This is a genomic window from uncultured Bacillus sp. (assembly GCF_958411575.1).
GTDB classification, from domain to species: Bacteria; Bacillota; Bacilli; order Bacillales; family Bacillaceae; genus Bacillus; species Bacillus spizizenii.
The window spans coordinates 187,805-213,459 of record NZ_CATYRA010000003.1; the positions used below are offsets into that span (position 1 = coordinate 187,805).

21 protein-coding genes are annotated in these 25,655 nt (G+C 44.3%); 12 read left to right on the top strand and 9 right to left on the bottom strand.

Translation table 11 applies throughout. The features are described 5' to 3' along the window. Window positions 1-2: 2 nt before the first annotated feature. Both addA and addB read right to left on the bottom strand, forming a co-directional pair. Window positions 3-3,707 (bottom strand): helicase-exonuclease AddAB subunit AddA, encoded by a 3,705-nt coding sequence (addA, locus tag Q5C82_RS06750; protein ID WP_003224421.1) that lies wholly within the window; start codon window positions 3,705-3,707, stop codon window positions 3-5. Further along, on the bottom strand, window positions 3,694-7,194 hold the full coding sequence (addB, locus tag Q5C82_RS06755; RefSeq protein ID WP_003224417.1) for a helicase-exonuclease AddAB subunit AddB: 3,501 nt from the start codon (window positions 7,192-7,194) through the stop codon (window positions 3,694-3,696). Before addB ends, addA begins: the two co-directional genes overlap by 14 nt. A 183-nt stretch (window positions 7,195-7,377) precedes the next feature. Here addB and Q5C82_RS06760 point away from each other — a divergent pair, with 183 nt between their 5' ends. Both Q5C82_RS06760 and Q5C82_RS06765 read left to right on the top strand, forming a co-directional pair. After that, window positions 7,378-7,815: a ferritin family protein gene (locus tag Q5C82_RS06760; protein ID WP_003224414.1), complete on the top strand. Its 438-nt coding sequence runs from the start codon at window positions 7,378-7,380 to the stop codon at window positions 7,813-7,815. Between the two features lie 116 nt (window positions 7,816-7,931). Further along, the gene (locus Q5C82_RS06765) at window positions 7,932-8,261 is read left to right on the top strand and encodes a four-helix bundle copper-binding protein (RefSeq protein WP_032727222.1); all 330 of its coding nucleotides are present in this window, start codon (window positions 7,932-7,934) and stop codon (window positions 8,259-8,261) included. Window positions 8,262-8,296: 35 nt separating this feature from the next. Here Q5C82_RS06765 and Q5C82_RS06770 read toward each other — a convergent pair whose 3' ends face one another. After that, a complete protein-coding gene (locus tag Q5C82_RS06770) occupies window positions 8,297-10,024 on the bottom strand; it encodes an SgrR family transcriptional regulator (protein ID WP_003224409.1) in 1,728 nt (575 codons plus the stop codon). Between the two features lie 113 nt (window positions 10,025-10,137). On the opposite strand from Q5C82_RS06770, the gene Q5C82_RS06775 reads away from it, so the two are divergent. Together Q5C82_RS06775 and Q5C82_RS06780 are read left to right on the top strand one after the other, a co-directional pair. Then, on the top strand, window positions 10,138-11,340 hold the full coding sequence (locus tag Q5C82_RS06775; protein ID WP_003224407.1) for an MFS transporter: 1,203 nt from the start codon (window positions 10,138-10,140) through the stop codon (window positions 11,338-11,340). A 107-nt stretch (window positions 11,341-11,447) separates the two neighbouring features. After that, window positions 11,448-12,602, top strand: a complete 1,155-nt coding sequence (locus Q5C82_RS06780; protein WP_003224405.1) for an AbrB family transcriptional regulator — start codon at window positions 11,448-11,450, stop codon at window positions 12,600-12,602. 552 nt (window positions 12,603-13,154) lie between these two features. On the opposite strand, the gene ntdR is transcribed toward Q5C82_RS06780, so the two are convergent. After that, the gene (gene ntdR, locus Q5C82_RS06785) at window positions 13,155-14,144 is read right to left on the bottom strand and encodes an NTD biosynthesis operon transcriptional regulator NtdR (RefSeq protein ID WP_003224403.1); all 990 of its coding nucleotides are present in this window, start codon (window positions 14,142-14,144) and stop codon (window positions 13,155-13,157) included. 105 nt (window positions 14,145-14,249) lie between these two features. Here ntdR and Q5C82_RS06790 point away from each other — a divergent pair, with 105 nt between their 5' ends. The 5 genes from Q5C82_RS06790 (at window position 14,250) to Q5C82_RS06810 (ending at window position 19,288) form a co-directional block, all read left to right on the top strand. Continuing rightward, a complete protein-coding gene (locus Q5C82_RS06790) occupies window positions 14,250-15,575 on the top strand; it encodes a DegT/DnrJ/EryC1/StrS family aminotransferase (RefSeq protein WP_003224401.1) in 1,326 nt (441 codons plus the stop codon). Then, entirely contained in the window at window positions 15,547-16,392 is an 846-nt protein-coding gene (gene ntdB, locus Q5C82_RS06795) for a kanosamine-6-phosphate phosphatase (RefSeq protein WP_003224399.1), read from the top strand. Before Q5C82_RS06790 ends, ntdB begins: the two co-directional genes overlap by 29 nt. A gap of 17 nt (window positions 16,393-16,409) precedes the next feature. Further along, complete coding sequence (gene ntdC, locus Q5C82_RS06800) at window positions 16,410-17,462, top strand: glucose-6-phosphate 3-dehydrogenase NdtC (protein WP_003224396.1); 1,053 nt, start codon at window positions 16,410-16,412, stop codon at window positions 17,460-17,462. Window positions 17,463-17,533: 71 nt separating this feature from the next. Continuing rightward, on the top strand, window positions 17,534-18,739 hold the full coding sequence (gene glcP, locus Q5C82_RS06805; RefSeq protein WP_003224394.1) for a glucose/mannose transporter GlcP: 1,206 nt from the start codon (window positions 17,534-17,536) through the stop codon (window positions 18,737-18,739). A gap of 351 nt (window positions 18,740-19,090) precedes the next feature. Continuing rightward, window positions 19,091-19,288: a hypothetical protein gene (locus tag Q5C82_RS06810; RefSeq protein WP_032727223.1), complete on the top strand. Its 198-nt coding sequence runs from the start codon at window positions 19,091-19,093 to the stop codon at window positions 19,286-19,288. Between the two features lie 26 nt (window positions 19,289-19,314). On the opposite strand, the gene Q5C82_RS06815 is transcribed toward Q5C82_RS06810, so the two are convergent. From Q5C82_RS06815 to Q5C82_RS06830, 4 genes are all read right to left on the bottom strand, one after another. Beyond that, window positions 19,315-19,842, bottom strand: coding sequence for a MarR family transcriptional regulator (locus Q5C82_RS06815; RefSeq protein ID WP_003224390.1), 528 nt, complete (start codon window positions 19,840-19,842; stop codon window positions 19,315-19,317). Between the two features lie 76 nt (window positions 19,843-19,918). Beyond that, complete coding sequence (locus Q5C82_RS06820; protein WP_079996537.1) at window positions 19,919-21,418, bottom strand: monooxygenase; 1,500 nt, start codon at window positions 21,416-21,418, stop codon at window positions 19,919-19,921. Between the two features lie 176 nt (window positions 21,419-21,594). Beyond that, window positions 21,595-22,101: a signal peptidase I gene (gene lepB, locus Q5C82_RS06825; RefSeq protein WP_003224385.1), complete on the bottom strand. Its 507-nt coding sequence runs from the start codon at window positions 22,099-22,101 to the stop codon at window positions 21,595-21,597. A 1-nt stretch (window position 22,102) separates the two neighbouring features. After that, window positions 22,103-22,726 (bottom strand): TVP38/TMEM64 family protein, encoded by a 624-nt coding sequence (locus tag Q5C82_RS06830; RefSeq protein ID WP_032727224.1) that lies wholly within the window; start codon window positions 22,724-22,726, stop codon window positions 22,103-22,105. A 152-nt stretch (window positions 22,727-22,878) separates the two neighbouring features. On the opposite strand from Q5C82_RS06830, the gene Q5C82_RS06835 reads away from it, so the two are divergent. From Q5C82_RS06835 to Q5C82_RS06845, 3 genes are all read left to right on the top strand, one after another. Continuing rightward, window positions 22,879-23,241 carry a hypothetical protein gene (locus tag Q5C82_RS06835; RefSeq protein ID WP_003224380.1) on the top strand — a complete coding sequence of 121 codons (363 nt, stop codon included), beginning with the start codon at window positions 22,879-22,881 and terminating at the stop codon, window positions 23,239-23,241. Between the two features lie 225 nt (window positions 23,242-23,466). Next, complete coding sequence (locus tag Q5C82_RS06840; protein WP_003224377.1) at window positions 23,467-23,667, top strand: DUF3311 domain-containing protein; 201 nt, start codon at window positions 23,467-23,469, stop codon at window positions 23,665-23,667. Next, window positions 23,664-25,133, top strand: a complete 1,470-nt coding sequence (locus Q5C82_RS06845) for a sodium:solute symporter (RefSeq protein WP_003224375.1) — start codon at window positions 23,664-23,666, stop codon at window positions 25,131-25,133. The genes Q5C82_RS06840 and Q5C82_RS06845 overlap by 4 nt, the downstream gene beginning before the upstream one ends. 42 nt (window positions 25,134-25,175) lie before the next feature. On the opposite strand, the gene Q5C82_RS06850 is transcribed toward Q5C82_RS06845, so the two are convergent. Continuing rightward, window positions 25,176-25,445: an excalibur calcium-binding domain-containing protein gene (locus Q5C82_RS06850; protein ID WP_003224373.1), complete on the bottom strand. Its 270-nt coding sequence runs from the start codon at window positions 25,443-25,445 to the stop codon at window positions 25,176-25,178. Between the last annotated feature and the right edge of the window lie 210 nt (window positions 25,446-25,655).

Sequence of the window (25,655 nt, forward strand, 5' to 3'; positions counted from 1 at the left end):
CGCTATAATGTCAGAATGTGCCCTCCGTCAAAGAAATACAGCGCACATCCCTTTACCTTTGTTTTTGCAATTTGCTCAACTGCCTTCGTGTACAGCTGAATTTGCGTTTCATATCGTTTCTTCAAGATCGGGGCCGCTCCTTCAAAGCCGTGTTGGAACTTGCCCTCAATCCGGTCTGATTTATAGTCCAAGAGATATAAGCCGTCCTCAGTTTCATAGAGACAGTCGATGATCCCCTGCACTAAAAGCGGTTCATCTGCCTCCTGTGCATCAGGATAGATTTCCTTGGCCGGAAGCGCTAAACTAAATGGCACTTCCCGGTCCTTCCATTTAGCGCCGATCAGCTGTCCGCCGATTTCTGTATGGAAAAATTGCACGATTTCTTCTATATCAATAGCGGTTTTTTGTTCTTCAGTGAGCAGTTCTTTTTCATAAAGCTTGTGAACCGTCTGCTCCGCTTCTTCTATCGTTGGGATATGTGTAAGCGGGATATGCTGCATAACCGTATGCATGGCCGTCCCTTTCTCCGCCGCTGTCAGGCCTTTTTTCATCATGAAAGCGGGGCGCCTGTACAGAATGCTTCCGTCAGCAGGTTTAACGGGGGCCCGGCCGCTGTATTCATCCTCGTACTCTCTTTTTCTCTTGATCTCAGAAACCGACTGCTTTGTCCGAATTTGCGTGACCTCGTGATGCGGGTATGTCCAGCTCAACTGCTCGCGGGCTTTTTCATCAAATGCAAACGTGCCGGGAACTGGTTCACCTTTGCGGATCGCTTCTAAGCGCTCGCTTTTTTCTTCCGTCCTTTCTTCCAGATCATCATCCAGTAAATCATAGGAATGAATCATTCGAACGGCAAAACGAGCCGGGTGTCCTGATATATCAGCATGCGTTGCCGCACCGTTTTCAGCCAAAACCTCCATATCTCTGTGTCTCGCAAGAGCCGGTCCAATGAAATCTAAATACGTTTTTGCCTGATAACGGTCAAATTCCGGAAGAAGCCAGTCAGTCTGGGACGCGGATGCCTGCCATTTTGCGAGCTGTTTTTGATGATCCTTGCACGAGCCAATCAGAAACAGTTTTTCTTTCGCTCTCGTTAATGCAACATAGAGAACACGCAATTCCTCTGACAGCAGCTCCCTGCGCATTTTTTTCTTCATCGCAATGAGCGGCAGCGTCGGGTAGCTGATGCGCAATTGCGGATGAATATACTTTGTGCCGAACCCAAGCTCCTTGTCCAGCAGGTACGATTTGTTCAAGTCCATCATGTTAAAATTCCGGCCGAGACCTGCTGCAAACACGACGGGAAATTCGAGCCCTTTGCTGCTGTGGATCGTCATTAAGCGGACGACATCCTCCTGCTCGCTGAGCGCTCGCGCCGTTCCAAGATCATCGCCCCGCTCCTGCATGCGTTCGATAAATCGCAGGAAACGGAACAGGCCGCGAAATGCCGTCGATTCATATTGGCGCGCCCGGTCATAGAGAACTCGCAAATTGGCCTGGCGCTGTTTTCCGCCCGGCATTCCGCCGACATAATCCATGTATTTCGTGTCGCGGTACACTTCCCAAATCAGCTCAGATACTGAGTGGTTTTTCGAAAATGCACGCCATTTTTGAAGATGCCCGTAGAACGTTTCCAGCTTTTGATAAAGCTCGTCGTTCCGGTCGCCGGCAGCCAAATAGTCTTTCATCGCTTCATAGTACGGCGCTTTTTTATTTTCAAGCCGGATCAAAGACAGCTCGTTTTCATCTGCTCCGACAATCGGTGAGCGTAGAACAGAGGCAAGCGGTATATCCTGATACGGGTTATCGATCACCTTCAGCACAGAAAGCGCGACGGCAACTTCGACCGCTTCAAAATAGCCTGACGTTAAATTGGCGTAAACCGGTATGCCCTGAGCTCTCAGCTCCTCCATGATTTGCGGTGCCCACGGCATGGAGCGGAGCAAAATCACAATATCGCGGTATTGAATATTGCGGTGTGTTTTCGTTTTTCCGTCATACACCTTAAATGGCGATGAAATCAGCTTGCGAATTTCCTTAGCGATCGCTTTCGCCTCAAACTGCACCGTTTCCAGCTCTTCTGCTTCTTCGCCTGCATCCGTCTCTTCTGCGTTGTCGATCAGCAGCAGCTCCGTTTCCGTCTCATCATTGTCCGGATACGCCGCACCAAGCTTCAGCTCAGCCTGCTCGTCATAATCAACCTCACCGATTTTGCCGCCCATCAGTTGTTTAAATAGAAAGTTTGTGCTATCTAAAATATCAGCCCGGCTTCGGAAATTCTTATTCAAGTCAATTTTCCGTCCCGTGCCTTCTCCACTTTCTGTAAACCGTTTGTATTTGGAGAGGAATAGAAGCGGCTCCGCAAGCCTGAATCGGTAAATTGACTGTTTGACATCTCCTACCATAAACAGGTTGCCTGTTTCCTCAGGTCCGCTTGTGACGAGCTGCAGGATCGATTCCTGCACTAGGTTGGTATCCTGATATTCGTCAACGAGCACCTCATGAAACTGCTCTTGATAAAATCTTGCTGCCTCGCTCGGCTCGCGTTCACCTGTTTCATTCTCAGCTGTCAAAATGGATAAACAGTAATGCTCCAAATCAGAAAAATCAATGATTGATTTTTCCTGCTTCGCGGCTTCGAACCGTTTTCCATAGCTGATGACAAGCCGTACGAGCGTTTCAATAACAGGCTTCATGTCGGCTAGGCTTTTTAAATGCTGTTCAGGACTTCTCGTGAAGTAGTCGGTTTTAAGCTTTTCAAGCAGTTTTTTTGCACCGTTTCTCAAATCTGTCGCTTCCTCAAGGAGTGTAGGATCAAACTCGTCCCCTTTTACTGCTTTCACGCGCTTAAAAGAGACTGCGGGCACCCGCTTATAAAGCTCAGTAAAATCATCCTGATGCTGAATCAGTTCATCAATCTGCGCAAGATCATCAAGAAAATTGTCAGCACGCGGCGCGGGACCGCCCGGCACTTTCGTCAGTTCAAGCGCGCGCTGAAGCTTTTCCTTCGCTCCGTTAAGCACCATCTCAATATCCTCTTTGACATATTGATAAAACGGAAGCTCCTCGATGGCACTCTTTTCCGATACATCATACAAATGAACAAAGCTTTCCAGCCATGCCTCCGGGTTTGGGTGGGAACGGGAATACTCGTACACCTGTTTGACGAGAAATTGCAGATCCAGATCGTGCCGATCTGTCGTGTAGCGGTCAACAAGCTCAAAAAACGCCTTTTCGCCCTTTGCATATTCGTCTTCAAACAGCTCGTCCAGCACCTCATCCCCGAGCAGCTCGCCTTCTGTCTGATCAGCAATCCGAAAGCCCGGATCAAGATCGATCAAGTAGTAATATTTCTTCAGCACTTGCAGGCAAAAGGAATGAAGTGTCGAAATGCTGGCCCGGTTTAAAAGAGACAGCTGGCGCCTGATATGCAGCGAGCCGGGGCGTTTTACAAGCTCTTTTTCCAGGGCATCCGCGATCCGGTGTTTCATCTCTGCCGCTGAGGCGTTTGTAAATGTCACAACAAGAAGCTGGTCTACATCAATCGGGTTTTCTTCCGCGGTGATTTTCCGGATCATTCGTTCAACGAGCACAGCGGTTTTACCGGAGCCCGCCGCCGCTGCTACGAGAATATCCTGGCCGGTTGAGACAATGGCATTCCATTGGTCATCTGTCCATGTGCTGTCTGCCGGTTTAGGAATGTTCATTGCCATCTGCCTCCTTTTTTATCCACTCAAGTATCGTCTTATCCTTTTCAGCCTTTAACGGACGATATTCGTTCTCTTCTAATGATTCATCAAATTGGCATACTGATTTGAACGCACAGTATGTGCACGGCGTCTTGTTCTTCATTTTATAAGGCTCAATCGATACGCGTCCGTCGGTGATTTGTTCGCCTGCTTCTTGGAAGGTGCGGCGCACATGTTTCGTCAACAACTCAAATTCCTTTTCGCCGACTGCTGCTGAGTCCGATCTGAGAGAGCCGTCTTTTTTCAAGCCCGCATTGATGATATTTGACCGTCCCTCTTGAAGGGTCGTATCCATAAGGCGAACCGCTTCCTGATCGCCGAGGAGCAAGCCCTTCATTTTAAATTTCTTAAAGATCTCCTGTTCAATCTCGTCAAGCCCAAGCGGGAGATTAGATTGAATCATCGGGTCATGTATATGGAAATACAGCACTCCTGCCGGCGTCGCCCTCATTCCGAGCCAGTCGGCTGAATGAGTAATCGATAAATCAAGGTACGTCAGCATTTGCAGCGCCAGTCCGTAATATACTTCCGCTAAGTCAAGGCCTTTGTCGCTAGATTTATAATCGACAATCCTTAGAAGCAGGCCTTTTGAGCTTTCTGCTTTATCAACACGGTCAATTCGCCCGACAAGTTCCATCGTGCAGCCGTTTTTCAGCTTAAAGGTCAGCGGCGGAAGCGGCCCTTTTCCTCCAAAGCCCAGTTCAAGCCCGATCGGCACAAACCCGCTCGCTTTCGCATGCTCGCTTAAAATACCGGACACACGTGTCACAATTTTTTGCAGTTTTTCCTTCACATAATAATGCCGGTTTGAGCTGAGCAAAATTTCCTTTTGCAGTTTCGGTGCCAGCCGCTCTACCGCATCATAGGAAAACAGTTCACACTGCTCTTTCGTTAAATCGCGCCAATTCATTTTTTGCTCGCGCAGCCGGTCTGAAATCAGCTTTAAGCTGGAATGAAACAGCTGGCCGATATCCGGTGCTTCGAGCTTGAAAAATTGCCGTTCCTTTAGATGCAGCCCGTGTGATGCGAAATGGGAGAACGGGCACGCGTTAAAGGTTTCCATTCTCGATACACTGCCCTGAATGCGTTCACCATAGAGCTGTCTCGACACGCTGCGTTCAAGCTGCTTCACTTCATTCCGGAAAAACAGGCTTGAGAACAGCTTTTTCGATTGCAGCCTGTCCGGCTCACTCATCAGCACATTGTACGTGCTCCACCAGACGTCGCTGATGTCGTATTCCCGAGTCCATAATCTGAGCTGGCTTGCGGTAAAGGACTGTGCCACGCTTTTATTGACGACATACATAAGCTGTTCCTCATCGCTGACCTGTTCAGGTTCATTTGTCAACAGCCGCTCCTTATGCTGCGGAAACAGTTCTTCCAGCCGTTTAATGACAATCGACGGCAAAAGCGTTTTTCCTTCCGCATCAGCAATCGGATACGATACGTAAAGCCGGTCAGACGGACTGGAGAACGCCATATAGATGAGGAAATGCTCATCAAGCAGACGCTCCCGCCCGCCTGAGGAAAGCTCAATCCCAATCGTTTTCAGCCATTCCCGGTCATCGTCCGACAGCACCCCATTTTCATCAGGGCGTGCAGGCAGAACGCCGTCGTTTGCCCCCAGCACAAAGGTGCAAGAGGTGCCGTACATTCTGGATAAATCCATATTGCCGACAAACACCTGGTCAAGCGCAGGCGGAATTAGAGAAAATGTAAGCGACTCCGCGCCGGCTTCCATCATTTGCTGAAACAAATCAAGAGAAATCTCATCATCCCCCATCATTTCAACAAACTCCTCAAGTAGCTGAATGACTGCATCCCACGCCTGCTGATGCTGCTGCGCTTCAATGATTCTGCCGTCTTCCTCAGCACGCTGTCTTTCCTGATCCAGCTTCAGCGGTACATCCGTCTCTTCTAGATAGCGGTAGAGCGCCTCCGCCTTCTCCTGAACCGTCTTTGCTTTTTTCATTCGTTTTTGAAACTGAAAAAGCGGCGGAACAATCCAGTCGCGTGTGTCATTCAGCATGTTTTCCATTTCGATTTCCTGATCGGTTTGCGCAAAATCATCATCCAATGACACAAAACGTCTGTAATGGAAACGGTCGCCCTTTGTCCAGCGATCGCCTTTGATCCCGTAGGCGATACAGTAATTTTCAAGCTGATCGACCTGTTCTCTCACCTTAGTCTTCGGCTCGTTAAGCGGGAATAGCAGTTCGGTTTTCACGCAGCGAAACACCGCTTCATAACGCCAATTCCCTTTCAGAACATCAATGCTCGACCGGATAAATTCGATTAACGGATGGTTCAGCATAGATGCTTTTCCGTCAATGAAATAAGGAATCTCGTAATCTGCGAAAACTTCCTTCACCATATCCTTGTAGTCTTCCGGCTGGCGCGCAAGAATCGCTACATCTTTATAGCGATAGCCCTTCTCTCTGACTAGAGTGTGAATTTCCCGGGCAATGCCTTCCAGCTCAGCTCGTCTGTTTGCGGCTTGCATCACAGTAAAGGCCTCTTGTTTTTCTGCGTACGGGATGGCCGGGCGCGCTTCATACTGCGCCTCTAGATGTGCCAATTCCGGCGTCTGCGTATGCCGCTCAATCCCGCTCAGCTCTTTATAGGTAATGTCCAAATTCAGTTCCTTCGCCTTCTGATGCAGGCGGTAATACGTTTTCCCCGTCATTCTGAACAATTCCAGTTCATGCGGCTCTCGCTCATAAGACGGCTTGTCCGCTGTCAGCGAAAACGTGATGTGCTCTGCATGAACCATAAGCTGCTCCAACACCCTGAATTCCTGCGGCGTAAACTGATAAAAGCCGTCCACATAGATATGCGCGCCTTTTATATCTTCCGCAAGCGGAATATGCTCTGCCAGCAACGTCAAATAATCCTCAGAGTGAAGATATTGATCTGCAAGACTTTTTTCCATTTGCTGATACAGAATCGATAAGTCATGGAGCTTTTCAGATAAAACGCGTTCTCCGCGATACTCGGAAGCCGTTCCGCTTTCCGCCATCCGGCGGATATCCTCCGGTTCCAGACAATACCGCTTAAACTCTGTCAGCATCCGCTCAACTTGTGCGGTAAATCCGCTTTTATCACTTGCTTTTTGATAGACTTTAAACTCCTGTTTATGCTCCTCAATGAGCTTCCGCAGGAGCATCTGTACGCCTGTGCTCGTAAGAAACGGCCTGCTCATTCCTCCCGTATGCTGGAGGACGCGCCAGGCCAATCGTGAAAAGCTGAACACTTGAGCACGTATCATTCCGCCCATATCAGGCGTTTTAGCAAGCTCGTATTCCATTAAAAACGTCATTTGATCCGGGACTAGAAAAATGATCGGTTTCCCGAATGGAGCCCGGCGCAGTTCATCCTGAATGCTGTCGATGATCAGCTTCGTTTTTCCACTCCCGGACCTGCCTACTAAAAACTCTGCTCCCAAATTAGAAGACCCCTCTCTTTTTATCTCTATATATTTTATCGAATGTTGACGAAAATGACCAATCTGATCTATTGGTAAAAACGGCCTTTTCGCATATAAAAAGCTGAATTTCTCCGCACATGTCTTCCTGCCCTACATATACTTCTACAGAAGCCCAATTCCTAAGAATGGAGCTGAACCCTTTTGCATTACAGCTACTATCCCTATCCGGCGCCATACCGGGAAGATCCTGTTTTGATTCGGAATCTAGAAAAGGCCATTAACGGAGAATTCAGTGCGATCCAATGTTATCGCAAGCTTGCCGAACTTACCCACCGCGATGAAGTCAGAAAGCAGATTGAAGAAATCAGGCGTGACGAAATGCGCCACCTCCGTGAATTTTCCACACTGTACGGTGCCATTACCGGCAAACACATCATGCCGAAACAAACGGAGGAATGCCCGGACACTTTCACGAAAGGGCTGGACGCCGCTTTTAAAGATGAACAAAAAACAGTCGACTTTTACTTGCGTGCGGCCGAGGAAACCTCAAACTTAAAAGCGAAAGGCATCTTTACGCGCGCCGCACGGGATGAACAACATCACGCCGTCTGGTTACTATACTATTTGATGGAACGTTAGATATACCCGTTCAGGGTATATGTACATATCCATTCCCCAAAAACACACTCACCTGTTTTTTTCAAATGCAGCCGGGAAACATTAAACCATACACTGCCTTACAGGGGGAATCAACCATGGAGCAATATTCAGAAGCTTGTATTGAGGCTTGTATCGATTGTATGGAGGCTTGCAATCATTGTTTTACAAAATGCCTGGAAGAAAGCGCGCATCACGATCTCAGCGGCTGCATACGGCTTGACAGGGAATGCGCTGATATTTGCACGCTGGCGGTCAAAGCCATGCAAACGGACAGTCCGTTCATGAAAGAAATTTGCGCACTTTGCGCCGATATTTGTGAAGCGTGCGGCACTGAATGTGAAAAGCATGATCATGATCATTGCCAAGCATGTGCGAAGTCCTGCTTTGCCTGCGCTGATCAATGCCGAAGCATGGCAGCATCTTAAAAGACGGAGAGGGTTCAATAATAGAACCCTCTTTTTTATTTGGACAGCCACACGGAGTACAAATCAATCCACCCCTCTTCATCAAGCATCAAGCCTTTCACATTCTCACTTGATGTCACCTGCAGCACATTTTGATACAGCGGGATCGCATTGAACTCCTGTATAAGCTGACGGTCAATGTCCTGCAGCATATGGATTCTCATACAGCGGTCAGTCATTGAAAATATTCGTTCTGTCATTCCTGAGCATATCTGTTCCAGCTTTTTAGATAGATGCTGACACAAAAAACTGTTCTCCGACAGCAGCAAATGCAAAAATCCAAACTCACTGTCTTGATAAAACGTCGCACTGTCATGAATGATATCTGCCATCTGCACGATTTCGTGCCGGCGCAGATCAGCAGAATCACAGAATTGAAGTGTAAGCCTGATGCCATGTTGGGCGCAAACATTTTGAATCCACTCCGCATCCTCACGATGATCCGTTTCCGAAAAAGTATACAGCACCAGCGTTTCTCCCTTATATCCGCTTTGCTTCAGCAATTCAGAAGGTGAAACGCCTCCCCAATCAAAAGGACTTGGATGCAAAAAAGATGTAACCGGGGTTTTGCGATGCCCTCCCGCTTCACGAACGAGCCGTTCAGAGGAAATCAGCTTGCGGAGCGCTTTTCTAAAGCTTCGATGCTGCAGAGGCCCCTTCTTTTTCAGATTGAGTGACAAATACTGAACATGCCGCTCTTCAAAAACAGTTTGCTGCTCAGAAAATGTTTGTTTTTCTTGAATGGTAAAACCGTTCATCTCTCCGACTTGTTCAGAAAAGACAAACTCAACGCGATCCAAAAAGGGCCGTCCCTTGAAGTAGCGCTCATTGGCTTCAAGCACAAGCATCTGCCCGCAATGCTGATTCACCCGAAAAGGCCCTGTTCCATTGATCCCGCTTCCCTGTTCCGCCGGCAGAATGGACAGCCGTTCATCACAAAGAACATACGGCAAAAGCTCATTCGGCTTATCAAGTATGATCTCCACACAATAAGGGCCATTTTCTAAGACTTGTTTCACTCCGTGTAACAGCCATTTATACGGGTTGTCAGCTTGTGTCAAAAAGCGCTGAAACGTAAACGCAACATCCCGCGCTGTCAGCGGCTGTCCATTATGAAATGACACACCCTTTCGAAGAAAAAATCTCCAGCGTTTTTTCCCGTCCGCTTCCCATCCATGAATCAAATGAGGCTTCGGCTCCTGCACAGCCGGATCAAACGTGAGCAATGTATCAAATATCTGCTTGACGAAATGCCCCTCAGACCGCAAAAATATTTGGCACGGGTCCAAACTGCTGACAGATTCAGGGGTGATGAACAGCCGGAGAACATCCTTTTCTCCATTCCGGCCGGTCTCTGTCACAAAACCGAATACCTCAGAAACCCACATACCATATTCGTTTTGAAGCCCCGGAAACGCGGACTGATACTGCTGAAGCAGCTCCTTTGCCTTTTTAAGCTTTCCAGCCATTGTATATTCCTTGGCAGTTTGAAGAAGCAGTTCCTCAGGCTGGCGAAGAAATGCGATTTTGGATTTGCGGCCGCGCCCTGCCCCGCTTTCCCGTATGATCCAATTCTTGTTCTCCAGCTTATGTAATATGAGCTTTGCATTTCTTTCTGTACAAAATAAACAGTCAGCAACTTCAGTGAGCGTCATTTCGTTCATTTGCCCATATGCAGCGCATCCTATTTTTACAAGTGCCACGTAGTGCTCAATCAGCTTCAATCCCCGCACCTCCCAACAAAAGGGGAATCTTTTTCTCATATTGTCTTCACTTTTTGGGCCGCCGCCCCTTCTATACACTACTACTATATCAAACAGCGAAAGGCGGCGATCACATGTTGACCAGCTTACAGGCTATAAAATCGAGATATACCGCTCCAGTTTGGCTCCGCTTTATCGGCGAAATGCTGACAAGCCTGACAGGTGCAATGATGGGTCCTTTTATGGTGCTGTACCTGCATGAACAATTAAACGGCAGTGTCATGATTCCGATGCTTATTATCAGCCTTCAGCCATTTGCTGATATTTGCCTCACACTCGTTGCAGGACGGGTAACGGACCAGCTCGGGCGGCGCACAGCGATTCTGATCGCATTGCTGCTGCAATCAGCGGCCATGACGGGGTTTGTGTTTGCCGGTCATGCGTATGTTTTTGCCATTCTCTACGCCATGAATGGCATCGGGAGATCGTTGTACATACCTGCTTCCCGCGCCCAAATCGCCGAAAGCACGCCGGAAAGCAGACGTTCGGAAGTGTTTGCGGTTATCAATTCGATCTATTCGGCTGGCCTGACGGCAGGGCCGCTAGTGGGGATGCTGCTGTACAATCATAACCCCGTGTGGATATTCGCTTTAGATGCTGCGGCATTGTTCATCTACTTTCTGATCGCTGCACTGAAACTGCCAGAAACAAAGCCGCTAAAGACAGCTGTAACATCGGAAATGTCCGAGAGCTTTACGATATACAGGCCTGTACTGCTTCTGTTGCTGCTTTCTCTCCCCATCAGCATGTTATACGCGCAAACAGAAACAACATACAGGCTGTTCAGCAAAAACATGTTTTCTGATTATCTATCCATGCTGACCATCTACTCGGCTGCAAAAGCTTTATTCAGCTTTGTTCTCCAAGTTCCTCTTGTAAAAGGGACAGAAAAGCTTTCAATGAAAACGATCCTTTTCATTACTTATATTTGCTACTCTCTTGCGGCTGCCGGCTTTGCATGCTCAACCTCCCTGACAATGCTTTTAGTGACGGCAGCGGTGATGACAGTTGGCGAAAGCATCGGACTAACTCACATCCAGACCTTCATTTCGAAATTGGCACCGCCTCATCTGCTCGGCCGGTTTTATGCGGTATACGGCCTGCATTGGGATATATCCCGCTCAATCGGACCACTGGCAGGCGGGCTGATCCTGACATCGTTTGGCGGAGAAGTGATTTTTTACGCCCTTGCCGTATGTTTGCTGGCAGCGGGTTTATGCCTGACTTACACAATAGAGAAGCTCGAACACAAGGTCATAAGAAAAATGAATGGCTAATAGAAAATAATTCATAATTTCTTTATCAACGAAAATATACTATAGTAATAATACATTCACTACGTGAAGAATTGGAGTGTTACGTGAAAAGGAAGAAGGGTTTTACATTGAAGAAAGACGAAAATCTCCTCAAAGATCTATGGTTTATCGCAATCAGTGCAGCCGGGGGGTTTATTCTTTCATTAACCGGAATATCGATTGGATGGATGATCGGAACGCTGATTGTCGCCTGCTGTCTCGCTATGATACGGCCGGCATGGCTGATGATGGCGCCAGACCAAAAAGGAATTAACCGCCGATGGCTCGCCCTCGGGCAGATGATCCTCGGCATCGAATTGGGCCAAAAGCTGAATTTATCCGTTCTTTCTGTCCTCAAAGACCATTGGTTTTCAGTCGGCGTTATGCTGATATTGTCTATACTGCTGGCCATGCTGTCAGGATATGTGCTTTGGCGTTTCAGCAAAACGGATATGATGACAAGCTTTGTCGGTACAGCTCCCGGCGGGCTGTCCGCTATGCCGAGCATCGCACAGGAGGTCGGCGCCAATACCGCCATTGTCAGCCTTGTTCAAATGATCCGGGTGCTGCTCGTGGTGCTTTCCATTCCGTTTTTAGTCATTCTGATCTATACAAAACAAGATCGTTCTGTAAGTGCCGCAGCAGAAACACTTTCCTCAGCAACGGCAGATTTTAGGCTCGCTCCCGTTCTGTGGACCGCCGTCCTTATTCTCGCTGCCTGGGGAGCTTGCAAAGCTGCGAAATATTTAAAATTTCCGGCTCCATGGCTGCTCGGCAGCATGCTCGGTGTGGCACTTGTGCATGTTGGCGGAGCTGCGGTGATGGGACACGACATGACGGCTTGGTGGCCGTCACAAGCTAACCATGTATCGCAAGTATTTCTAGGGGCCACGATCGGCTCTAAGATGTACAAAAGCATGTTTTCCGGCGTCAGCCGCATTATCATCGTCGGGTTTGTCTCATCTGTCGGTTTAATCGCGGCTATGTTTTTGAGCGCCGTGATCGTTTCCAAGCTGACAGGAATCTCGCTCATCACTTCTGTTCTGGCATTTGCGCCCGGCGGCATTGCAGAAATGGCGACGACGTCTGTTACCTTGCATGCCGATTCCACCTTTGTCGTTGCGGTTCAGGTCATACGCGTCATCCTTGTTATTGCCCTCTTGCCGCCGTTTTATCGTCTGCTTCACCATCTTCATGGTGAAAAAAAAGGCAAAGAGAGTCCGGTAAGCGGCAGCAATGCCTAATTAGAAAAACAATCCCAATACAATAAGCTTAGGCAGTAAAGGATAGGGATTACTCTATCTGTAGAGTATGGAAGACTTCAAAATGGGGCAGGTAAGTGAAATAAAAGGGTTCAAGAATTAAGTCCACAGGAGTTTGCGGATGCTGTAAAAGAATCATTTGGCAGGGACAGTTTAATTAAAGAGCTATCTACAAAGGTAGAGCAATTTCACACTTATTTAAATCTCATTTTGATAGAAGTAATTCGAGGTTATGTACAAACTCAATATAACCAAAAAACCATTCTTGCGTAATAGCATAGGATGGTTTTTTTATTGTATATGTCTGCTCATCCGCATTGCTGCACAAAATTTGTTTGATAAGAAAATGGACCAGATTTGAAGTGACGCTACCAGAGGGTGAAATGAAAGGCGAAGAAATAATTGACGACTTTGGTATAGGAGCATTCATGAGAATTCCAAAAAACAGGCTTCCTGATTGAAAAAGAGGTTAAATATGGATAACCTCTTTTTCTATACAAAGATATAAAATGATAAGGAAGTGAAAATCTATAGTTAAGTTGATTCTCTTATAATAAGATTTGTTGGCAGTTTAATAATTTTTCTGTTTAAAGAAGTGTTACCCGAAATATACTCGATTATTTTCAACACAGCCTGTTGACCTAATTCTATTATGGGAATATCAATTGTTGTTATAGTCGGAGTAACTACTTGGCAAATCGATTGGTTGTCAAAACCAATTACAGCTAAGTCTTCCGGAACTTTAAAGCCATTTTTTATCGCCTGTTTAATAATTCCTGCGGCGACTTGATCATTTCCTGTAAATATTGCTGAGGGTCTGTCCTTTAGATCCTTTATCTTATGAAAAACACGAAAGCCATCCTCGATATTAAACAATTCGCCGAATATCCATTCATTTCTATGATGTAAATTGTAATCTTGTAAAGCTTTCAAGTAACCCTCTTTCCTCTGACATTGTGCTTCGCTATATGGAGTATCAAAACAAAATCCAATTTTTTTATGTCCTCTTTCAATTAAATGTACTACCCCCATGTATGCGGCTTCAAATTCATCATACCCAATTATCGTGATGTCCGCTGAGTGATGATATTCATTACATAATAAGATAGGACCATACTTTAAGAAAGGAGATATCTTATCCCATTCATTTTCTAAAGTTCCAAGAATAATGCCATCAACTTCTTTGTGTTTCAATAACTCTAATAGTTCCAGCTCTGTCTGTTGGTCATAAAAGGTTTGAAATACAATTACCTTGTAATTCTTAAACAGCGCTTCATGAGAGACCCCTTTTATTAATTGAGCAAAAAATGGATGGTCGATACTCGGAACCGATAAAGCTATCGTTTGTGTCTTATTTCTCCTAAAATTCCGAGCTAAATAATTGGGAGTGTAGTCAAGTTCGTTAATAGCCTCTAAGATCATATCTCTTTTTTCTTTCGACACATAAGGATGATTATTCAATACTCTTGATACTGTGGTTTTAGACACATTGCACAATTTTGCTATTTCATCAATTGTAGGCATATTTTCCCTTCCTTAAAAAAGTTATTGACATGTTATCGGTTTCAGAAATTAGGATAAATTTGTATCAAATTTTCCAGATTATAAAAATCATTGGAGGTACTGTTCATGCAAAAACAAGTTAAGGTTTCAGGTAAAAGTAAAGAAAACATGTTACTCCTAAAACACTTAAAAGGTGACGTACAAGGAAAAGAACTTGTTATTGAAGACAGTATTGTAAACGAGCGATGGAGACAAGTATTAAAAGAAAATACAGATATTGAAAACGACCTTTTCAACTACCAAAAAAATCGTGAAATCAGTAAAGTCCCTTTTATGCCTGTAGACAGATTAATAACCAATGATGAAGTGGATGATATCTTAGATACATTAACGAAAGTTTTGCCAACTGGAAAATTTACGAGTGGTTCCTATTTAGAGCAATTCGAAAAGGTTTTATCTACATATTTACATAAAAGGTATGTTATTGCAACCAGCAGTGGAACGGATGCTATTATGATAGGATTATTGGCTTTAGGGTTAAACCGAGGGGATGAAGTGATCATGCCAGCTAATAGCTTTTCAGCTACTGAAAATGCTGTGTTAGCTTTGGGAGGCGTTCCTATCTATGTAGATATTAACCCACAAACATTCTGCATCGATCCTAACAAAATTGAGGAAGCAATAACCCCTTATACAAAGTTTATTCTACCTGTGCATTTATACGGAAAACATTCAGAAATGAAGCAAATCCGTCAAATAGCAAATCGTTTTAAATTGAAAGTCATTGAGGATGCTTGCCAAGGAATTGGACTGACAGACTTAGGAAAGCATGCAGACATAACTACATTAAGTTTTAATCCATATAAGAATTTTGGTGTATGTGGTAAGGCCGGGGCGATAGCAACTGATAATGAAGAACTCGCTAAAACATGCATTCAATTTAGTTATCATGGTTTTGAAGTAAATGTGAAAAATAAGAAAGTCATTAATTTTGGATTTAATTCAAAAATGGACAATTTACAGGCAGCGATTGGTTTAGAGAGAATGAAGTATCTTTCATTAAACAACTTCAAAAGACTATTTTTGGCGGATAGATACATTACTCAATTAGCAGAATTACAGAATAAAGGCCTTATTGAATTACCAGAATTAAGTGAAGATCATGTGTGGCATCTGTTTCCTATTAAGGTAAGAACAGAAGATAGGACAGATATAATGACTAAATTACATGAAGATTTTGGTGTTCAAACAGATGTATATTATCCAATACTGTCTCATATGCAAAAAACTCCATTAGTACAGGACAAATATTCAAAACTCCAATTGGTTCATACGGAAAAGGCTCATAGTCAGGTACTGCATTTGCCATTATATCCGTCATTTACTTTAGAAGAACAAGACAGAGTAGTGGAGGGACTGTTTCATGTTATTAAGCAAGAAGTCAGAGTATAAAACGTTACCCAAGGTTGAACATCCTAAATATATTGTTTTTTGTGATTTTGATGAAACGTATTTTCCGCATACAATCGATGAACAAAAACAACAAGACATATATGAACTCGAAGACTATCTAGAGCAAAAAAGTAAAGATGGGGAACTACTAATCGGATGGGTTACTGGGAGTAGTATAGAATCTATTCTCGATAAAATGGGACGAGGAAAATTTAGATATTTCCCGCATTTTATAGCTAGTGATCTTGGAACTGAAATTACGTACTTTTCAGAGCATAATTTCGGACAGCAAGATAATGAGTGGAACAGTCGTATAAATGAAGAGTTTAGTAAAGAAAAGATTGAGATACTTGTGAAACAGTTACATGAAAATCATAACATTCTTTTGAATCCCCAAACTCAATTAGGAAAGTCGCGGTATAAGCATAATTTTTATTACCAGGAACAAGATGAAATAAACGACAAGAAAAACCTGTTAGCAATTGAAAAGATCTGCGAGGAATACGGAGTTTCAGTTAATATAAATCGGTGTAATCCCTTAGCAGGTGATCCAGAAGACAGCTATGATGTAGATTTTATACCCATGGGAACAGGAAAGAATGAAATTGTAAAGTTTATGTTAGAGAAATACAACCTAAATACTGAAAAAGCTATCGCGTTTGGAGATAGTGGAAATGACGTTCGTATGTTACAGGCAGTAGGGAATGGATATCTACTAAAAAATGCGACACAAGAAGCCAAAAACTTGCACCAATTGATAACTGATAGTGAGTACTCAAAAGGAATTACGAATACCTTAAAAAAATTAATTGGGTAATAAGGAGGAAATAGAGTATGAAGAAGATTGGTATCATAGGTGCAGGCGGTATTGCAAGAGCACACGCAACTGCTTTATCTACAATTAAAAATGCAGAGTTAGTAGGGGTGTATGACATAAATCAACAAAATGCGGAAAGCTTTGTTAAAACTTTCGGTGGGAAGACATATGAAAATGTAGATGAACTGATTGATGTCTCAGAAGGTGTAATTGTAGCATCTCCAAACTTTTGCCATAAAGAACATGCTTTGCAAGCATTAGCAAAACATAAGCATGTATTGTGTGAAAAGCCTATGGCTATTTCTCTTGAGGAAGCGAGCATAATGAAAGATACTGCTGAAAGGTTAGACGTAAGAGCTAGTATGGGATTTAATTATAGATATTTGTCTTACGTAAATATCTTAAAAAGCTTAATTATCAATAATGAACTAGGTACCATACTGTCCATAAAAGTACATTTCAAGAAAAATAGTGCACTTAGACGTAAGAAGTTTACTTGGAGAGATGACGCTAATAGTAAGAAGACTAGTGGATCATTGGGGGATCTGGGTATTCACCTTATCGACATGGTATGGTATTTGTTCGAGAGTGATTTCATCACAGAATCAGTAAGGGCAAAGATGAACACAAATGTAAAAACAAAAGAGGATAAACAGGTACTTGTAGATGACTATGCAGAAATTTATGGCCAACTGAAGAACAAGGTATTTGTAAATATCATCACATCAAAATGTTCTGTAACTGAAGACTGTGGTTTTAGCATTGAGGTAGTTGGACACAAAAAAGAGTTTAAATACCACACAGGTAATCCTCACGTTTACAAGCTTATAGATGGCTTGAACGTGGTAGACTGCCCAGTACCGCAAAGTCTATTAAACGATCCGCCAAACGAATTTTATGGTTGGGCTGATTCTTTTAGAAGCGAGTTAATCAATTGGATTGCATCAACTCAAAAAAATTGGGTTGAAATCCCTTCTTTTAGCGATGGTTTTAGATCTCAGGAAGTATTAGAAATGTTCTTTGAGAAAGATAGCAACTCTCAAACCATGTCTGTTTTAGCAGTCAACTAGTATTTAGAAGAGATAAGTTACTGAAAAAGCAGGAATTTATTTTCCTGCTTTTTCATATAGGGGTGTAAATAATGTTAAGAGGGACATATTTATTTGGATATGCTTTCTTTTTCACAGTAGGTATTATCCATATATCAACAGGAAGTTTGACACCATTTCTATTAGAGTCTTTTAACAAGACAACAGATGATATTTCGGTCATCATTTTCTTTCAGTTTACCGGATTCCTAAGCGGAGTATTAATCGCACCGTTAATGATTAAGAAATACAGTCACTTTAGGACACTTACTTTAGCTTTGACAATAATGCTTGTAGCGTTAAGTATCTTTTTTCTAACTAAGGATTGGTATTATATTGTTGTAATGGCTTTTCTCTTAGGATATGGAGCAGGTACATTAGAAACGACAGTTGGTTCCTTTGTTATTGCTAATTTCGAAAGTAATGCAGAAAAAATGAGTAAGTTGGAAGTCCTCTTTGGATTAGGTGCTTTATCTTTTCCATTATTCATTAATTCCTTCATCGATATCAATAATTGGTATTTACCTTATTACTGCATATTCACCTTTTTGTTCGTCCTATTAGGAGGTTGGTTCATTTTCTTATCTAAGAACCGAAAGTACGCTAAGAATGCTAACCAGCAAGTGAGCTTGCCAAATGTAGGAGCATTTCAATACTTTATAGGAGATCGAAAAAAATCAAAGCAATTAGGCTTTTTTGTATTTTTCGCCTTCCTATATGCTGGAATTGAAACAAATTTTGCCAACTTTTTACCTTCAATCATGATAAACCAAGACAATGAACAAATTAGTCTTATCAGTGTCTCCTTTTTTTGGGTAGGGATCATCATAGGAAGAATCCTGATTGGTTTAGTAAGCAGCAGGCTTGATTTTTCTAAGTACCTCCTATTTAGTTGTAGTTGTTTAATTGTTTTGTTGATCGCCTTCTCTTATATAAGTAACCCAATACTTCAATTGGGTGGTACATTTTTGATTGGTCTAAGTATAGCGGGCATATTTCCCATTGCTTTAACACTAGCATCAATCATTATTCAGAAGTACGTTGACGAAGTTACAAGTTTATTTATTGCTTCGGCAAGTTTCGGAGGAGCGATAATCTCTTTCTTAATTGGATGGAGTTTAAATCAGGATACGGTCTTATTAACCATGGGAATATTTACAACGATGGCGGTCATTCTAGTAGGTATTTCTGTAAAGATTAGGAGAACTAAAACAGAAGAGCCTATTTCACTTGAAAGCAAAGCTTCAAAAACACAGTAAAAAACATGTAAATGAAAGATGCTAATAGACATATCGTAAGTAAGGAGAGGACTCAATGTCCTCTTTTTTATCAGGAGAAAACAGGTTTTTAGCAAGGGAGACAGTAGATGATAGAAGTGATTATGATTCTGTACCTGTCCGAGATACGTTCAGGTGACGTAGCAAAGGTATTTACAGAATTGTTTTATGATACATAAATTAAGGTATACTAGCCTGTTGCTCCCCATCAATATAATTCTAAAATTCCCTCGAAATATTTTGAGGAAGTATCAAAAGCCAAAGATCGAATTTTGAGATTAACCGAAGATGCATGTAAACTAAAGGAGAAATCATAAAATTAGTAGGGGCGTTATGATGAAAAAGATTTTTAAAGGGGGTTTTCTGCGCGACAACCCCGAGAAAGCAATGCACTTATATTATGGAATATGTTTAGGAATCTGGCTGATTTATAATTTGGTGACATCCAGCTCCCCTGGACTGCCGCTTATCATTTTAGCCGGAGGAAATCTGATTTACGTTACAATCTTGAAAAAGAAAGAAGAAACGTGAAAAACACGCACCTCAGTGCGTGTTTTTTATTTAAAAACGTTGTGAAGCCCCCCTTCCATTTCTTCTGAGGACGGATACCATTTTGTCACCAAATCCCGAAACAGCCGTTCCGCAAAAAGAATCTCTTCCTCTGTATACCGATCAAAAAATGACAGAAACCGCTGTTCGACCTTCTGGTGATAATATTTGTGCAAACTGTGCAGTTTTTTCCCGGCCGGCGTCAATCGGAAGTAGACCTCCTTTTTGTTATCGCTGAGCTGTGTTCTGTGAAGGAAACCCGCGCCGAGCAATTTTGTGCTGATGCGCGATACAGTCGCTTTTGTCGTATTCATTTTTTCTGCAATAGACGTGACATTGATTGGTTCATTGTCCCCAACACAAGAAAGAACATGAATTTCTGTCATCGATAATTGAGATTTACTCCCGTGCTCGACATCGAGCTTCTTCAATTCGTCAGCCAAAAAGGCTTTAATGAGCCCCTCCCATTTCTCCTGCTGATGAATGAGCTCCGCATATAATTCAAAAATGTTGCGTTTCGTATGATCTGTATTCATCGGATTTTCCATCCCTTTTCATTCGATTGTTTCTTCTATTATATCGTTTTGTTACAGATGAAACAATCGAATTGAGCTACACTCGGCTGGAAACGGAAATCCAGCGGCTGATCCCTGCTTGAATCACCTCGGCATAATCGGGCGCCGATGCATCCACCGCCCAGGCAACATATCCATCAGGGCGAATCAAAATCGTATGCACGTCCCGCAACTTTTCATTCGGTTCTGCAAGCGAGGCGTTTACCGTACGTAAGCCTTTTAATCGACTATGATCACAAGCCTCCTGTGTTAGCGACAGTAAAACGAGTGTCCCGTTCTGGAGATAGCTGTACAGCCGTTCCGAACTGCCGTCGGGAAGAATCAGCTCCATGTCAGGAAGCCTTGCCCCATTCAAACGATGTGGCGCCATGTTAGGATCTGCTTCATACCTGACATCGAGCGCAGAAATTTGCCCCGCTACATATCGATTCACTTCAGGGAAGGCGAACAGTTCCGACATCATACTTCGCAAATGGAGGCCTGCTTGAGTAAAATCAAACAGCTTTGTTTGTACCCCCGTGTTCCTCAAAAGCTCTTCAGCAGCTGGGTGCCGTTCCTTATGGTAGCTGTCCAAAAGCCATGAAGGCGCAGCACCCTTGACGGCCGCCGCCAGCTTCCACCCAAGGTTCATTGCATCCTGAAGGCCGACATTCAGCCCTTGGCCGCCCGCTGGAAAATGAATATGTGCTGCATCCCCTGCAAGAAAGATTCTGCCGTCCCGATACCGCTTCGCTTGGCGGGCGGCGTTCCCAAACCGCGACATCCACGAAGGCTCGGTTAAACCAAAATCAGTCCCGCAAATCCGGATGAGGTCAGTTTTCAGCTCCTCCTCAGTGACAGGCGTATCTTTCGGCGTCTGGGTGCGATAAGGGCTGATCACGACGACACGGTACCGGTCCGGAGAAAGCGGAACGATCATGAAGCCGCCCTCTTTTGTATAAAGAGACAGCACGCCTGACGGCGGCGGAGAAAGGAGCGCCACATCTCCAAGCGCGGCGGTGACAGTGCTGTCTGTTCCCGGAAACTCAATTCCAGCCTGTTTCCGGACGGTACTTCCTGCTCCATCGGCACCAACGACAAACATGCTCGTGATCGTCCGCAGACTGCCGTCCCGATCCTTAAAAATCGTTTGCGCTTCTGTCCCGTTTTGCGTAACCGACAGTGCCTCTGCCCCTCGAAATACCTCTGCACCCAGGCTTCGTGCATGTTCCTCAAGCAGCTGCTCTGTTTTGGCCTGCGGAAGCAAAAGCGTGTAAGGACAGCTCGTATCCAAGCCTGAAAAATCAAGACGGGTATCCAGCATCGAAAAGTGCCCGGAAGGTATCTTGCTTCCTTTGGATACGAAACGTTCCAGCAGCCCTCTCATCTCAAGAAGCTCCAACGTCCGGGGATGCAGGGTCAACGCCTTGGAATGCGGAACAGACTTTTCAAGGCGCTCAATCACACATGTTTTCACCCCGGCCATCGCAAGCTCGGATGCCAGCATGAATCCGACCGGCCCTCCCCCTATAATCACTGCTTCAACATTCATCTTAATCACTCCTTTTGTTTCATACAAAACGAACGAAAACCACTAAAATAAAAGAAAATCTAAAGACAGTTTTATTTTTTGTTACGTATGTAACAATTCAAATTATAACTTCTTACAATTTTTTCTTCAACACATTTTTCCAAACCAGCACAAAAAAAGACGCCGTTTCAATTGGCGTCTTTTTATTCAGAATCGGAAATCACACCGACAATCATTTTTTCTCTAATCGGACCAAAGTGCCGGCTGTCGAAGCTGTATATGCGATTATCTCCAACGACAAAATATTGTCCTTTGGGCACCTTGCTTGTTCCCGTCACATCTTTCAAGGTAAAATCACCCGTTACATGGCTTCCGGCAGAAACAGATTTCAAATGCTTCAAAAATGGTTCAGCAACCTGCTTTCCGTTCACATACAGCTGATCATCTTTATATTTGATCGTTTCACCGGGCAAGCCGATTACCCGCTTAATCAGCACTTTTTGATCAGGGCCTTTAAATAGGACAATATCAAAACGATGGATGGTTTTAAATCGATGTGAGAATTTATTGACCAACAGTTCGTTTCCTTCCTGAAAGGTCGGGTTCATACTGACGCCTTCTACCTTGTAATCAATAAAGACGGCATTTTTAACCTGAATGGCGAGAACGACGGACACTACACCGGCAAGAAACCAAAACCGTTTTTTCATGTTACTGTCTCCCTCCATCATGCTCACGCTGACTGGCTTTCACATGCAGGTACCGCTCTACCTTTTTGCCGATGTACCATAAGATAATGATCACCAATACAGCAATGACCGTTCGAATCGGCTGTGTAATCAGTGCGTGCAGATCATATCCGATGAAGCTGATCATAAAAATCATGACAAGCTTTCCCGAGGCTGCCGCTAAAATAAACGGCCGCGTTCCGATCCTTGACAAACCGGCAACAACATTCACCGCGGCTGACGGTGTAAACGGAAAACAAAGCAGAAGAAACATGGGACCGAAGCCGTGCCTCTCCACCCATAACATCAGCTTTCTGACCGAAGGATGACTGCGGATAAAACCAAGCAATCTTCTCTGTCCGTATTGACGGACAATCAAAAACACGAGAATAGATCCAGCAGTTGATCCCGCCCAAGACAAGATGAATCCTTCCCACAGGCCAAACGAGTTCGTATTCGCCACCACAAACACGATCAGCGGCAAAAACGGGAGAAATGCTTCAACTAAAGGCAGCAGCACAGCTATGAGCGGACCAAAAGCCCTATAGCTTTGAAATAATTCAGTTAAATGTTCTTGTGTAAAATAGGATAAAAAATGCTCCAACATTTATACTCCTTACCGGGTTTGTCTATCCTTATTCTACACATTATCAGCAGAAAACTAAAAAGTTTTGGCGATTTTTTCTGTCTTGAAACATTTCACCAGCCGATATAGAATACAGATAGAACAAACGTTCCTATTGGAAAGAAGGAGTCAACATGCCGAATCTGCAGGAGGAAATATACGATTTAATTGAACGGGCTCTTTTTTTGCCCATGGCCATTACGATTTTAAATCGTGATCTTGCCGTAATTGAACAAAGCACATTAAAATTGAAGCATCCTTATAAACAGCTTATCAGCGAATCATTAAAAATAGCACAAAAGGATTTGATGGAGGTCAGAAAAGAGCTGAGGAAAAGAAAAATTGCGATCCACGAGGCGGAACGCGATGAGGCCTTTACGCTTTATGTATTTGTGATCGGTGGTTATGAAGAAAAGCACCGCTATTTTAATCCGCGAATCCGGGAGCAAGTCAGCGAATTATTAACGTTCTATTTATTTGCCCCGGACAGGCCATGAGCCTTTTGAATCATTCTGAACTCTCCCAAGACTGCCCGCTCCCTCTTCGGGTAATTCCAACAATAAATTTCAGACAATTCACACTATACAAACAAAATAAATTTATTTATAATTCGAACCACAACCATTTCACCCCAAAAAGTGACATGTGCCGCCATATCTGCGACATCATTTTCAGTACGTTTGGGCTTGCACACCCCCATCCTAAAAGAGAAGGAGGATTCTATGAAACTGATTCACGTTCTCGCCGCTTTGCCCTTTATCGGAATCTTACTCGGCATCCCTTTTGCAAATAAAGTGACTCCCTATGTGTTCGGCATGCCGTTTATTCTTGCCTATATCGTGATGTGGGCTCTTTTGACCTCTGCGTTAATGGCGATTGTGTATGTCCTCGACAAAGAAAATAAAAAGGAGGAAGCAGAATGAACGCAGCTCTCATCATCATTTTCGGCGTCCTGCTTTTGAGTATTTTTCTCGGCATACGCGCCCAAAAAGGAAAAGATATGAACCTTGAGCAGTGGACGGTTGGAGGCCGCGGCTTCGGAACCGTGTTCGTGTTCTTATTGATGGCAGGCGAAATTTATACCACATTTACGTTTCTCGGCGGAAGCGGCTGGGCCTACGGGAAAGGCGGACCGGCCTTTTACATCATCGCCTACGGATGCCTGGCTTACATCCTTTCTTATTGGCTCCTGCCGGCGGTTTGGACGTACGCGAAACAGCATAAGCTGATGTCACAGTCTGATTTTTTCACCAAAAAATATAACAGCCCGCTGCTTGGCGTGCTCGTTTCACTGGTCGGCATCGCCGCTCTCATTCCGTATCTTGTGCTGCAGCTGAAAGGCCTCGGGCTGATTGTATCGGAAACATCGTACGGCAAAATCTCCCCGACGGCCGCCATCTGGATCGGCGCCATTTCGATCACGGTTTACGTTATGGTATCCGGCATTCACGGGTCTGCCTGGATATCGGTTGTGAAAGACATCATGATTTTGGTTGTCGTTCTGTTTTTAGGTGTATATTTGCCAATTCAATACTACGGCGGATTTCAAGACATGTTTCAGCAAATTGAAACGGCAAAGCCGGGCTTTCTTACGCTTCCCGAAACGGGGCAAAGTGCGGCCTGGTTCAGTTCAACCGTGCTCTTGACAGCACTTGGGTTTTACATGTGGCCTCATACGTTTTCCGCTTCGTATTCAGCCGAAAACCCAAAAGTCTTTCGCAAAAACGCCATCATCATGCCTTTATACCAGCTGGTCCTGCTCTTCGTCCTTTTCGTCGGCTTTGCAGCTATCCTGCAAGTTCCTGGTCTGAAAGGCGCAGACGGGGATCTATCGCTTTTGAGACTGTCACTGCAAACATTTGACCCTTGGTTTGTCGGGATTATCGGCGCTGCCGGACTGCTGACGGCGCTTGTGCCGGGGTCTATGATCTTAATGTCCGCCTCCACGCTGTTTGCAAAAAACGTGTACAAAGTGTTCGCGCCCCGTACGACAGAACAGCAAGTATCGGTGCTTGCTAAGTTTTTAGTGCCGGTGATCGCGCTGATTTCGGTGTACTTTACCTTCAAAGGCGGGAATACTATCGTTACGCTGTTATTGATGGGCTATAGCCTTGTCACACAATTATTTCCGGCCCTGCTGTTCAGCCTGTTCAAGCATCATATGGTGACGAAGCAGGGAGCTTTCGCCGGCATCATTACAGGTGTCGGAGCGGTTTCTTATATTACATTGACGGAATCGACGATCGGCACTTTATTTCCCGCGCTGCCTCAAGCCGCAAAAGACTTGAATGTCGGCATCGCCGCCCTGCTTTTGAACATCTCGGTCATGATGGCAGTCAGCCTTATGACAAGGAAAGCAAAAAGCGCTGCGGCCGATCAGGCGGCATAAGCATAAAAAAAGCAATCTGGACACCAGATTGCTTTTTCTTAATTACCGTTCACAGGCGATCAGATCTTTATCGCGGTCTTTCTTTTTATTGGCATCATAAAGATCCTTAGAGACGTAAGGCTTGTACTTTGTTTTTCCGCCTTTGTTTTTCGCCTTCGACGTGCGGGCCACCCCGCCTTTGTATACTTTGTTTAACTCCTTGCAATTCTTATAGACCTTCACCTTTGTTTTAGCTTCCGCTACATGGTCAGCTCCGTATGAAAAACCGAAAACGAGACCGAGTGACAGCAAAACCGCAGCCGCTTTTTTCATGACGATTCACTCCCCCAACACCCAAAATTTAGTTGATTTATAGCTCGAATTTATCATAATTCATATAGTCTTATTTGACAAGATAAATATGGAAGAAGGGTTAGGTTTTTCTTGTTTTCTTTGTCTTTCAGTGTTCAAACTGCCAAAACGTGTTTTTCTCAGTATGTTCAGGGGTACACATACGAATGTACACCAAACAGAAAAGGAGCG